Below are 12,847 nucleotides of genomic sequence, written 5' to 3'. Positions count from 1 at the left end.
GGATGGGGTGAGGGGCTGAACTGCTCACCGCCCTAGCTATTGAAGAATTGCTCACTTCCGCGCTGCCGCGTAGGTTTAACCAGGGAATACACCATGACTCACAGCATTCGCATTGCTCTCCTGTTCGGCATCTTGTTCTCCACTTCGTCGCTCATGGGACAAGAAAAACCTGTCGACCCCAAAGTCGCAGCTGCCGTCGAATGGAAGCCGCTATTCGACGGCAAGTCGATCAAAGGTTGGAAGAGCATCAACTTTGGCGGCGAAGGCGAAATCACCGTTGAAAAAGGTTCAATCATTCTCGGCACCGGCGACCCCCTCACCGGCATCGTGATCGAAAAAGCCGAAGGGCTCCCCAAGGACAATTACGAGATTACGCTCGAAGCCAACCGGCTTGAGGGAGATGACTTCTTCTGCGGGCTGACGTTTCCCGTTGGCGATTCGCACGCCAGCTTCATCTGCGGCGGTTGGGGTGGCGGGCTAGTGGGCATCTCCAGCCTCGACGGCATGGACGCTTCGGAAAACACCACCACGGGTTACAAAAAATTTGAGAGCAATAAGTGGTACCGCATTCGCGTGCGCGTCGCCGGCGGACAGTTACAAGCCTTCATCGACAAAGAGAACTTTGCCGACGTCAAAATCGCCGACCACAAAATCTCCACCCGCTTCGAAGTCGACATCACCCGCCCCCTCGGCGTCTCGGCCTACCGCACCAAGGCGGGCATTCGCGACATCAAGTGGCGCACGGTGAAAGAAGCCGAGAAGGTGGAAGAGAAGAAGTAGCCTTCGTCTTCAATCCTTCGGTCTGGTCCAGCGCTCCGCACGCTGCACATCGCGGAGCAGTTGCTTCGCTGCACAATAGTTAGGGTCGATGCGAATTGCTTGATAGCAGCATTCGGCCGCTTCGGCGTATCGACCCTGAGCGCGAAGAACGAGGCCCAGGTTGAGGTAAGCCTCATCGACACAGCCTTCGGCACACTCTGTTCCCCGCCGATGTATAAGCTCCGCTGATCGCAAATAGCCCAACCGTGCCAACGTACCTCCGAGAAAAATGTATGTATCAGCTTCGTGTGGGTATAGTTTCACGGCTCGGCGAAACCATCCCGCAGCCTGGTGCAAGTCTCCTTCACTCCGACACAGATGTCCGAATTGGCAAAAAATTCGGTGTTGTTTTGCGGGCGGACAGAATTTGAGGGCTGTCTCCAGAGCGGCTCTCGCCTCTGCATAATGCGCGGTTTCGATGAGTGCGATTCCGAAAGTCATCCAGCCCGGGCCATGATGTGGATAGCGAGCCAGGAACCTTCGCGCATAGACGATGGTCGATGCGGGAGAGTCACCGCGTAAAAGCTTGATAAGTCGTTCAAATCGGGTCGCTCGATTCAACCGCGGGCTCCTGCCTACAGGTTTTTCGCAATTGTCTGCTAAACAAAGACAAGTTTCCATCGCTTTGGTTCATTATGCATTCGCGAGAACTATCGCGTCATTTGCCGTCATCAAAACGGGACTACCTGTGCGCCTCGCTTCGGGCTACCTTGGATGGCATGATTCACCTACCGGATTACGACGAAGAGGGCGAAGGACTGCCGGATTTGCCGATCAGCCATGAGCGGTTCATGCGCATGGCGCTGGCCGAAGCGCAGCAGGCCCTGGAAGAAGAAGAAGTGCCGGTCGGCGCGGTAATTGTGCAGGGCTCGCGGGTGATTGCGTCGGCGCACAATCAGCGCGAACAACTGAAGGATCCGACCGCGCACGCAGAGATGATTGCCATTACCCAGGCAGCGGAATCGCTCGGAGACTGGCGGCTGGAAGGTTGTACACTATACGTGACGCTGGAGCCCTGCATCATGTGCAGCGGGGCGATCTTGCAGGCGCGCGTGCCGATCGTCGTGTATGGCGCCACCGATCCCAAGGCAGGGGCCGTGAACACTCTCTTTCATTTGTTGAACGATAATCGACTCAATCACCGTTGCCAGATTGTCCCGGGCGTACACGCGGGGCCCTGCGGCGAAATTCTCACGCGGTTCTTTCAGGCCCAGCGCCGCTTGGGCAAAAAGTAGCCGTAGGCGAGTCATTCTCTAATTCGCAGGCTGGAATGACTCAGTCGCGGGGTGACTGAAATACTGAACTAGGCGACGATTTCTTTGATCACACGCCCGGCCACATCGGTCAGGCGGAAATCGCGGCCGGCATAGCGGTACGTAAGTCTCTCGTGATCGAAACCGAGCAGATGCAGAATCGTCGCGTGCAAGTCGTGCGCGCTGGTTGGGTTCTCGACGGCCTTGAAGCCGAACTCGTCGGTGGCTCCATACGCCTGGCCACCCTTGATGCCGCCGCCGGCCAGCCACACGCTGAAGCCGTAATGATTGTGGTCGCGGCCAAGCTTCGCTTTGCCATCGCCGCCAAGTTCCACCGTTGGCGTTCGACCAAACTCACCTCCCCAGACGACGAGTGTGTCTTCGAACATCCCCAGCCGTTTCAGATCGGCGATCAGGGCTGCAATGGGCCGATCGATCTCACCAGCCAACTTTCTGTGAGCCCCCGCGATATTGTCGTGGTTGTCCCAAGGTTGGCCGGCACCGTGCCACAGTTGCACGTAACGAACGCCGCGTTCGAGAAGTCGCCGCGCAATCAGAGTTTGCCGCCCGTGAACGCCGTCGCCATAGGCCTCGCGCACTTCTTTCGTCTCTCGAGCCAGGTCGAACGCGTCCGCGGCTTCCGTCTGCATGCGGAAGGCGAGTTCGAACGTTTGGATTCGGGCATCGAGTCTCGTATCGATCCGCGCAGCTCGATGCTCGGCATTCAACTGCGCGAGCAGGTCGAGTTGCCGCCGCTGAGTGGCGGTCGAAGCGTGCGGGTGCGCGATGTTCTCAATCAGCTTGGCCAGTTGCTGATGCTTGGAATCGATGAAGGTTCCTTGGAACGCGCCCGGCAGAAATGCCGACTGCCAGTTTTCAGTGTCCTTGATTGGCAGGCCGCCCGGGCACATCGCCAAGAAGCCAGGCAGATTCTGATTCTCGGTTCCCAAGCCGTACAGCACCCACGCTCCGACACTGGGCCGCGGTTGCACGGAGTCGCCGCAGTTCATCAGCATCAGCGAAGGTTCGTGGTTGGGAACCTGCGCATACATCGACCGAATGACCGCGATGTCATCCGCATGTTGGGCCGTTTGCGCAAAGAGCTCGCTGATTTCCAAGCCGCTCTGACCGTACTTCTTGAACTTGAATGGCGAGGGGAAAGCAGCGCCCGTCTTGCGCTCGGTGAGCAAGGTCTGGGGTAATGTTTGCCCCGCATATTTTTCTAACGCTGGCTTAGGATCGAACGTATCGACGTGCGAGGGGCCGCCGTTCAGAAAGAAATGAATCACCCGCTTGGCCTTGCCGGCAAAATGAGGCGCGCGCGGCGCAAGAGGCCCCGCGATTTCCTTGGCCTGCACCTGGTGGCCACTTTCGCCCAGCAGACTGGCCAGTCCGAGTGCGCCGAGACCGAGGCCGCTCCGTTGGAGCAGTTCGCGGCGTGAGCAGGGAAGGATTTGATTCACGGGAGGGCTCGCAGCGGTTGAATTTGGTAGGCCTCGCTGAGTACAGCTTCGACCCACCCTACGACTAGTCGATGAACATGAACTCATTCGTCGAGAACAACACTTGGGCCAGTTGTTCCCAGGAATCGAGCTGGGAGGTAATGGGACCGGTGAAGTCGGTGCGTGAGTTCCAGGCAACGACCGGCATGTCCGTGGTGGCGACGGCAGGAGTAATCCGAACTTCCCAAGTGAACTGGTCGTTGTTGAGCGTACCGCCGATGTCGACGGCGAAGTCGAGGGTATCACCGGCTTTCAATTCGACTTGTTCTCCCTTCATTTCGGCCTGATTGTTATGGACACGGGCTTCCTTAAGCAGGCCGTGGCGACTGCTGATGATGCGTGCCCGCACGCCATCGCCGGCGGCCGTATCGTGAACAATGACCGACGAAATATTGACCAGCATGTCGCGCGGCGCTGTCCAACGGCGCACGGCGGCGTGCGGCACGTCGTTTCCCGCATGCCCGCCGTCAGCGGTCAATTGCACCCAGCCCAGCTTTGGATCGGGCCACGCAGGGCCACCTTGCCAGGCAGTGCCGTTGAAGAGCGGCAGCTTGGTGAATGCTTTGTTTCGCTGGGCCTGTTCATCGAACTCGGCGAAGCCGTATTGCCAATCGACGGCGGTTGCCGGAGCCGTGTTCTCCGATTCATCGCTCTTCGCGGCAACGAGCGCGAGTGCTGCGGTCACTTGCTCGGGCGATGCGGCGCGCTGATAAACATGCCGGAACATCTGCTGTACACGCTCGGTTGGCGCGAGCGTCGCAGGAACGGTCTTGGCCAGTGATTGCGCGCGGCTCAGGACCAACTGATGATTGAGAAAGAAAAGAGCCTGCTGCGGGACTGTGGTCTCGGTTCGCTGCGGAATGTGCAGATCAGGATTGGCGAAATCGAAGGCGCGCAACGTGCCGGGCAGGAACTGCCGGTCGATCTGACCATACAGCGACCGCCGTTTGAAACCAGCATTAAACAGATCAGCAGGCTTGCCACCAATTTCGAGTTTCAATTCGCTCGTGGCGGCGAACATTGCATCGCGCAGTTCTTCAAATGTCAGCCGTCGCTGATTCATCCGCCACAGCAGCCGATTCTCGGGATCGATTTGCAGTGCGGTCGCCAGTGGTTCCTTTTTCTCCGGTCCGTGCGAAGTCTGCTGATACGTTCCGCTGAGCATGATGCGACGGTGCAACTGCTTCAGGCTCCAGCCTTCGGCGAGAAAGCGGCTCGTCAGCCAATCGAGCAATTCCGGATGACTGGGCTGCTCCGCGCGCGTCCCAAAATCGCTGGGCGTCCGTACGAGCCCGGCCCCAAAATGGTGTAACCAAACTCGATTCACCAACACGCGCGGCGTGAGTGGATTGTTGGGATCGATGATCGCTTTGGCGAGTTCCAGCCGGCCACTTCCCAGCTCGAACGGCTTGCGATTGGGGCCGGCGAAGTGCGCGAGGAACTGCCGCGGCGCTTCCGCCCCTTTGTTGGCGGCCTTGCCGCGTTTGAAGACATAAGCCGGCAGCGGTATGGGGCGATCTTCCAAAATCAATCCTTGCGGCGGCGCGAGCGGAGACTGAATCAGCCAGGCATCGACTTCGCCCTGGGCTTTCCACAATTCGGTCACAGTACCGTTATCGAAAAAGCCCTCAATGTTCACGATCCCCGCATTCGGCGTTTCGCAAGGTGAATTCTCGCCATACAGGACTTGCCGCAATTGCTCGCGGGGTTTGTCCGCGAGCATCGTGGGCAAGGGCTCATTGTTTTCTGCTGCCTTTGCTCGGGCCGCTTGCCATTCGGTTTCAATTTCGATGAAGAGCTGGCCGTAACGGGTGGCCACATCGAGGTGGGAATGAACGGGTGTGCGAAAACGTTCCTTTACCAAGGGATGAACTTCGCAATTCGATCTTCGCTGCAATGCTTCCAGCACTGCGACTGCCTGTTCCTTGAATCCTTCTGCGGGAACCGCTGCCAAGGCGAGCCAGGTGTTGAAAATGCGGTCGTCGTTCTTCGCCGCTTCGCGCAGATAGTTCTGCCAATGGCGGACGAACTCCGGGATGATATCGGTCTTCGTCAGCAGTTGATCGAAGCCTTCTTCGGGATACTTGTGCAATTCCAGTTGGGCCATGAGATAGTCGCCCACACGTTCGCGCACTCTAGCTGCGGACTCATTGCGCCGCTGCAGCAATAGATCGTCGAGCTTCTTTTGCCGCTTCTGCCACTCTTGTTCAAAGGCCTGATAAGCGGCATCGCGCTCCTGAGGTTCACCCGCAGGCACCGAGCGTTCGATGCAGTTTTGAAACACACCGTAGAGCGAGTAATAGTCGGCAGCGGGAATCGGGTCGTACTTGTGATCGTGACAGCGGGCGCAAGCGACTGTGAGACCCATTGTGCCGCGGGTGAGGACATCAATTCGGTCGTCAATGATGTCGTGCGTCACGCCCAGAAAGCGGCGGCCGAGCGTGAGGAACCCCATCGCGGCCAAGTGACGCTTTTCATCTCCAGCGGCCTGATCGGCGGCGATTTGATAAAGGAGAAACTTATCGTAAGGGAGGTCGTCATTGAGGGACTTGGTCACCCAATCGCGATAGGCCCAGGCATGCACCCAGGTCCGGTTTTCGCGTGCGTAGACATAGCCCTTGGTGTCTGAATAGCGGGCGACGTCGAGCCAATGTCGGCCCCATTGTTCGCCGTAGTGGGGCGAGGCGAGGAGCCGTTCGATGAGCCTGGCATAGGCGCTTGGATCGTCGTCGCAGACGAAGGCATCAACTTCGTCGGCTGTGGGGGGCATGCCGAGCAGATCGAACGTGGCGCGGCGAATGAGCGTGCGGCGATCAGCACGTGGGGAAGCGACCAACTTGGCAGCGGACAATTTCTCGTGGACGAACGAGTCGATAGGATTCGCGGCGGGGAACTGCGTGGGGACCGGTGGATCGCGCACGGGTTGGAATGCCCAATGTTGGCGGGCAATTTCTGCCCGCGGATTGACCGCGAGGTCGACTTTCGGCCACGGCGCGCCGAGCTTGATCCACCGCTCAATGGCCGCGATTTGCGCGTCCTTCAGCTTTGCTTCGGGAGGCATCTTCAACTGGCCCGAGTGGCGAATGGCCTTCAGCAGCAGGCTTTGCTCGGGCTTGTCGAGCGCGATGGCTGGGCCCGATTCACCGCCCCGCAGCGCTGCTTCGCGCGAGTCGAGCCGCAGGTTCGATTCCTGTGCTTTCGGGCCGTGGCACTCGAGGCATTTCTCGACCAGGACGGGCCGCACGCTGGTTTCGAATAGATGCAGCCCGGCATCGTCGGCCACGCCGCGACTTAGCGTCATCAGCAGCAATAGCAGACTGGCCCAAGTGGCCGGCGGGTAATGGAGTTTTCTCATCACGGCCCTTCGCTGGTGGCTCGGCGAATCACATCAACTGTGACTGTTGCATACCCCAGCGTGGGTTGCAACTCTCGCGAACTCCGGCAGCCTGGTTTAAGCTACGGCGATTCCACCCATCTCCAACCTCCCGCCGCTCAGAATTGGAAAGGTCCGCCAATGAAACTTTCCCGACCACAGCTTGCCTGCCTAACGCTGTTGCTTATGGCACCCCTGGCTTTCGCCCAAGCGCCCGCGACAAAAGCGCCGGAGGCGAAAGCCAAAACGCCTGATCCGGTTGCCAAGATCGCGGCCACCCTCGAGCCCAGCAAGAAGCTGGTTTATAAGACTGTCGGCGATCGCAAATTGTCGATGCACGTCTTCGAACCAGCCGGTTGGAAGGCCAGTGACAAGCGGCCCTGCTTCCTGACGATTCACGGTGGCGGTTGGGCCGGTGGTGAACCGCGCCGGATGTACCCCTTCGCAGATCATTTCGCCAAGCTTGGGATGGTGGGCGTCAGCCTTGAGTATCGCCTGATCAACAAGCAGGCCGGCAACACTCCGTTCGAGTGCGTGAAAGATGGCCGCTCAGCGGTTCGCTATTTGAAGTCGCACGCCGCGGAGCTTGGCATCGATCCGAACAAGATCATCGTCAGCGGTGGCTCAGCAGGTGGACACGTGGCCGCAGCAACAGCCCTGTTCACCGGCATCGACGAATCGTCCGACGACGCGAACGTCACGTCGACTCCCGCCGCGCTCGTCCTGCTCTATCCCGTTATCGATACTTCCAAAGCGGGCTATGGCAACACAAAGTGCGGCGAGAAGTGGGAAACCATTTCACCCGTTCATCAAGTTCGCAAAGATCTGCCGCCGACAATCACCTTTCACGGCACCAGCGACACCGTTACTCCTTTCGCCGGCGCTCTGGCCTTTGACGCTGCCATGCGCAAGGCCGGCAATCGAAGCGAACTGGTGGTCGCCAAAGATGGCAAGCACGGTTACCTCATGTTCGAAGAAACGCTCTATCGCGACACCCTCTCGCGAACGGAGCAGTTCCTGAAGTCGCTGGCGTTGCTCGACTGATTTGTGTTACTCGTCATCCATCAAGCCCTCACTTCAACGGTATCCAAGGCGACTGCTGCATGCTGCTCAAAGATCAAGTTTGTCTCGTGACTGGTGCGGGACGTGGAATTGGCCGCTCGATTGCGGTGTCGTTTGCGCGTGAGGGTGCGAAGGTTGCCATCACGGCGCGCTCGGCGGGTGAACTGGCCGAGACCGCTGCGGAGATCAAGTCGCTCGGCGCGAGCGCGCTTAGTATCACCGCTGATTTGGAAGACGCCACCGCGCCAGCCAAGATCGTGCAACAAGTACGCGCGGCTTGGGGACCGGTGCAAGTGTTGGTGAATAACGCTGGGATCGGCAGCAGTGCCGATCCGCAGCCCGTGGTCAGCTTTGACGATGCCTTTTGGGAGCGGACGCTGCGGATAAATCTCACGGCACCCTATCTCCTGTGTAAACAGGTTTTGCCCGAGATGCAGCGGGCCCGCGCGGGGCGGATCATCATGGTCGCTTCGATCAATGGCAAGATCGGGGCGCTGCACGGTGCCGCCTATACCGCCAGTAAGCATGGTGTCCTCGGATTGATGCGAACTCTCGCGATGGAAGTGGTGCAGGAAGGCATCACCGTCAACGCCATCTGCCCCGGCCCAGTTCACACAGCGATGAACGACAAGCGAATCGCTTACGACGCGGCCCGTCGTGGCGTCAGCGTTGAGCAGATCGTCGCAGGTACCACGCCGATGGGCCGCCGACTTGAGCCTGACGAAATTGCTCCCCTGGCTGTCTATCTCGCCAGCGCCGGTTCCAGCGGCATGACCGGCCAGGCCATCAACATCGATGGTGGAGTGCTGATGACGGGGTAGCAGGTATAACGGCAGTTTAGCTCCACTTAACGTGAAAAACCTCAATCGCGGAGCTTGAGCCCCTCGGAGTCGGTCACATGGCCGAAGAGGATGCGGAGGGCATCAGTGATGCTCCAAATGAAGAGGCCGCCGCAGGTGAAGAGCATCGCCAGGCCGATGCTGACGTGCCCCAAGTAAAAGCGGTGAATGCCGAGCCAGCCGAGCGTGAGCGCCAGCAGGAAGGCAACCGGTTTGCTGTGCGGACTGAGACGCTCTTCGTTGGGTTCGCTCTCTTCGTCAACAGCGCGGCGAGTGGTCGCAACTTCGCTGCGCGACTTCGACTTGCTGACGAAACTGGTGTCGGCCGAAGCCGCTTCTTCGTCGAGGTCAGCTGATTCGTCAGCCTCGGAATTGTCAGCTGGACTGCTGGGCGCAGGTTCCTCTTCGGCCTCTTCCAGTTCGGGATAGAGATCGCTGGCCCACTGCCACTGCTCGCTCCCTTGTTGCAGCACCTGGCAATCGACAGAGATTCGCCCTTCTTCTTTCCAGGCATCGAGCGTCGGGCGATCGACGGGGCCGAAGGCCTCGCCATCTTCGCCGCGAAAGAACCACTGCGGTACGGTGGGCTCGGGGGCGATGAATTTGAGTTTGTTCGAGGCGGGAGCAGTAGTCACCACTTCGGCAGTTGGCTGCGCGGGCTTCTTCGCCGGTGGAGCTTTCTCCGGCTGAGGCTTTTCAGCTCGCGGCTTTTCCGCCACGGGCTTCTTGCTGACGACTTTCTCTTTCTCGGCAACGGGCTTTTCGACAACTGGCACTTTGGTGGGTTGTGTTTTTTCCGCCGGAACTTTTTCCGCCGGTGGTTTTTCGGGGAGTGGTTTCTCAATCGCCGGAAGTTCTGCCGCTGGCTTGGTTGATGCCGCCTTGAGCATCTCGGTCGGTGCCGGTTCTTGCGAAGCGGCGCGCCACGCAGACTTCAGCCCTTCGGTGCTGGCCGGCGCGGTTGGGGATGACGTTGCGCCGAGCGGGGGAACTTCGAGCGGACCTTTGCACTTGGGGCAGCGAATCTTCTTGCCCGCAGCAGCTTCGGGCAAGCGAAACTTTCCGGAGCAACTGGGGCAGTTCGCTTCGACGGTCTTGCCCGCGGGGGTGGAGGCTGCGGGTGGCGTTGGTTCCAGCGCGGCGGGCTGAGGGGCGGCTGGCTCGGGCTTGGTTTCGATCGAGGTGGGCGCAGCAGCATCTTCAGCTGCGGAAAGCGGTGGCACTTCGAGCGGACCTTTGCACTTGGGGCAACGGATTTTCTTCCCGGCCGCGGTATCGGGCAGGCGAAATTTTCCGTCGCAACTAGGGCAAGCGGCTTCGACAGGCATGAGTGAATCAGGCGCGTGACAACGAGAGGATTACTTCGATTGCGAATGAACCAGTTGCGCAGAATCACTATCGTGCGCAGCGGCGGCGTTGTTTTCCAGCCTTAGCGGGCAAAATGGAGTGGAATGTGAGCTTACCTCAGGCTGCGAATGGTCAACTCGCGGTCCAGTTGCGTGCCGGGCAGGAATAATCGTTACGACGAGTACGGCCGTAAGCTGATGACCCCTTCTTCGGGGCTGCTGGCCTGAGCATAGAGCCGGCGGGGAATCCGCCCCGCTTGAAAGGCCCAGCGGCCGGCATCACAGGCTGCTCGCATGGCGCGGGCCATCCCTAGCGGATCGCGGGCGTGCGCGATGGCCGTATTGAGTAGCACCCCATCGACACCAAGTTCCATGGCAAACGCGACGTCGCTGGCGGTACCCACACCAGCGTCGATGATTACCGGGTAGGTCGGGTCGTCCGCTTTGAGATATTCAAGAATGATGCGAATGTTATTGGCATTCAGCACTCCTTGCCCCGAACCGATGGGACTGCCGGCGGGCATCACCGCGGTCGCGCCGGCAGCTTTGAGCTTACGCGCGAGAACTGGATCGTCGCTGGTGTACACGAGAACTTGAAAGCCGTCGGCAACCAGGCGCTCGGTCGCCTGGAGCGTTTCAATTGGATCGGGGAGGAGCGTTTTGGGATCCCCCAGGCATTCGAGCTTCACCCAATCGGCACCGGCATTTTCGAGCGAGCGGAGAATCTCGCGCCCCATCCGCGCCACGCGCACGGCATCGTCGGCGTTGTAACAGCCGGCCGTATTAGGCAGCAGCGTGTAGCGCGCAAGATCGATGAAGTCGAGAATGTTCTGCCCTTGGCCGTCGTACAAGCGTTCGCGGCGGACGGCAACCGTCAGGCAGTCGGCACCCGACAGATCGAGGGCCTGCTGCATCTGCGGAAACGTTTCGTATTTGCCCGTGCCAACAATCAGGCGGCTGCGCAGCGTGTGCGTGCCGATGACCAGCGATTCATCGCCGGTCTGTTCGGCGGGCAACGAGACGGGAGGAGCGAGGCTCATCAGCTTACCCGCCCCCAACTAGCGACACGACTTCTAGCCGATCGCCTTCCTGCAACTCGTGTTTTTCGTGCAGCGAGCGAGGGACAATCTCGTGATTCACTTCGACCGCCACACCACGCTGCGGCATCTTCAGGCTGGCCAGCAACTGCGCGACCGTCAACGGGCCGGGCAGTTGCTCCACCTTTCCATTAAGCACAATATTCACAGCAGCAATCGGCGAAAGAAGCGTCTTGAAATGGATTTACTCGGAACGGAGCACAATATTGCGGGCTTTGTTCCCATCGAGCGGAGTCATCGGCGTCGATTGCAGCACGCCCGACGAAGCAGCACCGCGCACCCAGGGGAAAGTATAGGCGGCGAACATGCCCGTGTTGGCGTCGGCCACATACACCACGCAACCAGCAGGGCGGGCATTCGTCGAAGCGCCAACTGGCTCCCAAGCGCCGGTCGTCATTACGTACGAAGGCTTCTTCCCTTTTTCGACGGGCAACTGAGTGGTGACGTTAGTCTTGAACCAGCCCACGAACTTTCCCACGCGGGGATTCATCACAAAGCATTGCAAATCGCCTGTAATGAAGTCGAGCGTGAAAATTCCTTCCACTTGATCGTCGACGCGGCCGGTACACAACGCCAACGTCTCGCTCGTTGAAGCGGTCGAAGCATTCAGCGGCAACCCCTTGGGCCAGGCGGGATGGCTGGGAATCGCATTTGCCGAAGCTTGATTCGCGGTTGTCTGCGTAGACCAGAGCAGACCGGCAGTGGTCCCCAGGCCGAACAGCAACCCCATCGCTAAACCGGCCAGCAACCAAGTCGCTCGGCCACGAAATCGTTTCATCGCCATCGTACTGTCCCTTTGCCTGTGAAGGCCTGCCTGAGAAATCGCCTAAGAATCGCCCCTGAACGGAATGACAAGTGCCTCACGGCTTAGCCCGTCAGACCTCGTTCATCCTATCGCATTCCCCGGCGAATCACCAGCCAAACCGTCGAAAAGGGACGAACGAATGAGCTCACTTTCCGTTACCACCACATCCATGGGGGAGTCGTGCGGTTCGGTCGGCAGTTGGTCGACCATCTGGGCGTCGTAGGCCAGCCCAACCTTCACACAGTCCCCTCGTAGCAGCGGCAGGTAGCGGTCGTAGTGCCCCATGCCGTAGCCCATTCGCTGGCAAGATCGATCGAAGGCCAGCCCGGGAATGACGATGATATCGAGCGCCTGGCTCGCCGTCACCCGCCGCTCGTTCGTGCCAGCAGCGCGCGCCGGTTCGAGAATCCCAAAGCTGCCGGGGACTAATTCGTCGCCAGGAAGCAGCGAGATCATCGCCAGCGTCTTATCGGGCAAACAGAGCGGAATTGCTACTTGTTTGCCGCTCGCGCGGGCTGCTTCGATGAGCAGCTGCGTTTCGACTTCATCCCGAAAACTGACGTAGATCGAGACCACTTGAGCCGCAGCCCATAACGGAATTGCCATCAATCGTGCAGCGATCGCGGCGCTTCTTTCGGCGCGCCGATCGATGGCGGCGCGCCTCGCGCGGGCCTGCTGGCGAAATCGCTGCTTGGGTGAAATCTCGCTGGGGGGCATTCGACCCTTTCTATCTTTCTGACTGCTTGCCCTT

Annotated in this window: 12 protein-coding genes; 4 read left to right on the top strand and 8 right to left on the bottom strand. The window is 59.5% G+C overall.

The genetic code is table 11. The features are described 5' to 3' along the window. The first annotated feature begins 93 nt into the window (after positions 1-93). Entirely contained in the window at positions 94-780 is a 687-nt protein-coding gene (locus ETAA8_RS02140; protein ID WP_145084213.1) for a 3-keto-disaccharide hydrolase, read from the top strand. Between the two features lie 9 nt (positions 781-789). On the opposite strand, the gene ETAA8_RS35775 is transcribed toward ETAA8_RS02140, so the two are convergent. Further along, a complete protein-coding gene (locus ETAA8_RS35775) occupies positions 790-1,260 on the bottom strand; it encodes a tetratricopeptide repeat protein (protein ID WP_391484829.1) in 471 nt (156 codons plus the stop codon). Between the two features lie 278 nt (positions 1,261-1,538). Here ETAA8_RS35775 and tadA point away from each other — a divergent pair, with 278 nt between their 5' ends. Further along, positions 1,539-2,054: a tRNA adenosine(34) deaminase TadA gene (gene tadA, locus ETAA8_RS02130; protein ID WP_145084208.1), complete on the top strand. Its 516-nt coding sequence runs from the start codon at positions 1,539-1,541 to the stop codon at positions 2,052-2,054. Positions 2,055-2,122: 68 nt separating this feature from the next. On the opposite strand, the gene ETAA8_RS02125 is transcribed toward tadA, so the two are convergent. Both ETAA8_RS02125 and ETAA8_RS02120 read right to left on the bottom strand, forming a co-directional pair. Then, positions 2,123-3,535, bottom strand: a complete 1,413-nt coding sequence (locus ETAA8_RS02125; RefSeq protein WP_238397657.1) for a DUF1501 domain-containing protein — start codon at positions 3,533-3,535, stop codon at positions 2,123-2,125. Positions 3,536-3,599: 64 nt separating this feature from the next. Then, positions 3,600-6,929: a PSD1 and planctomycete cytochrome C domain-containing protein gene (locus tag ETAA8_RS02120; protein WP_145084202.1), complete on the bottom strand. Its 3,330-nt coding sequence runs from the start codon at positions 6,927-6,929 to the stop codon at positions 3,600-3,602. A 159-nt stretch (positions 6,930-7,088) separates the two neighbouring features. On the opposite strand from ETAA8_RS02120, the gene ETAA8_RS02115 reads away from it, so the two are divergent. Then, positions 7,089-7,991: an alpha/beta hydrolase gene (locus ETAA8_RS02115; protein ID WP_238397656.1), complete on the top strand. Its 903-nt coding sequence runs from the start codon at positions 7,089-7,091 to the stop codon at positions 7,989-7,991. Between the two features lie 59 nt (positions 7,992-8,050). Beyond that, on the top strand, positions 8,051-8,830 hold the full coding sequence (locus tag ETAA8_RS02110) for an SDR family NAD(P)-dependent oxidoreductase (RefSeq protein ID WP_145084196.1): 780 nt from the start codon (positions 8,051-8,053) through the stop codon (positions 8,828-8,830). A gap of 41 nt (positions 8,831-8,871) precedes the next feature. On the opposite strand, the gene ETAA8_RS02105 is transcribed toward ETAA8_RS02110, so the two are convergent. The 5 genes from ETAA8_RS02105 to ETAA8_RS02085 form a co-directional block, all read right to left on the bottom strand. Continuing rightward, the gene (locus ETAA8_RS02105; protein ID WP_202921510.1) at positions 8,872-10,176 is read right to left on the bottom strand and encodes an NINE protein; all 1,305 of its coding nucleotides are present in this window, start codon (positions 10,174-10,176) and stop codon (positions 8,872-8,874) included. Positions 10,177-10,367: 191 nt separating this feature from the next. Next, positions 10,368-11,234 carry a thiazole synthase gene (locus ETAA8_RS02100; RefSeq protein ID WP_145084193.1) on the bottom strand — a complete coding sequence of 289 codons (867 nt, stop codon included), beginning with the start codon at positions 11,232-11,234 and terminating at the stop codon, positions 10,368-10,370. 4 nt (positions 11,235-11,238) lie between these two features. Then, positions 11,239-11,439 (bottom strand): sulfur carrier protein ThiS, encoded by a 201-nt coding sequence (gene thiS / locus ETAA8_RS02095; RefSeq protein WP_145084190.1) that lies wholly within the window; start codon positions 11,437-11,439, stop codon positions 11,239-11,241. Between the two features lie 36 nt (positions 11,440-11,475). Continuing rightward, positions 11,476-12,069, bottom strand: a complete 594-nt coding sequence (locus ETAA8_RS02090; RefSeq protein ID WP_145084186.1) for a hypothetical protein — start codon at positions 12,067-12,069, stop codon at positions 11,476-11,478. A gap of 108 nt (positions 12,070-12,177) precedes the next feature. Beyond that, a complete protein-coding gene (locus tag ETAA8_RS02085) occupies positions 12,178-12,813 on the bottom strand; it encodes a 5-formyltetrahydrofolate cyclo-ligase (RefSeq protein WP_145084183.1) in 636 nt (211 codons plus the stop codon). Positions 12,814-12,847: the final 34 nt, after the last annotated feature.

The sequence above is a fragment of the Anatilimnocola aggregata genome, from assembly GCF_007747655.1.
Taxonomy (GTDB): Bacteria; Planctomycetota; Planctomycetia; order Pirellulales; family Pirellulaceae; genus Anatilimnocola; species Anatilimnocola aggregata.
Note: the sequence above shows the minus strand (reverse complement) of the source record. Positions and strands in the feature narration are given on the sequence as shown.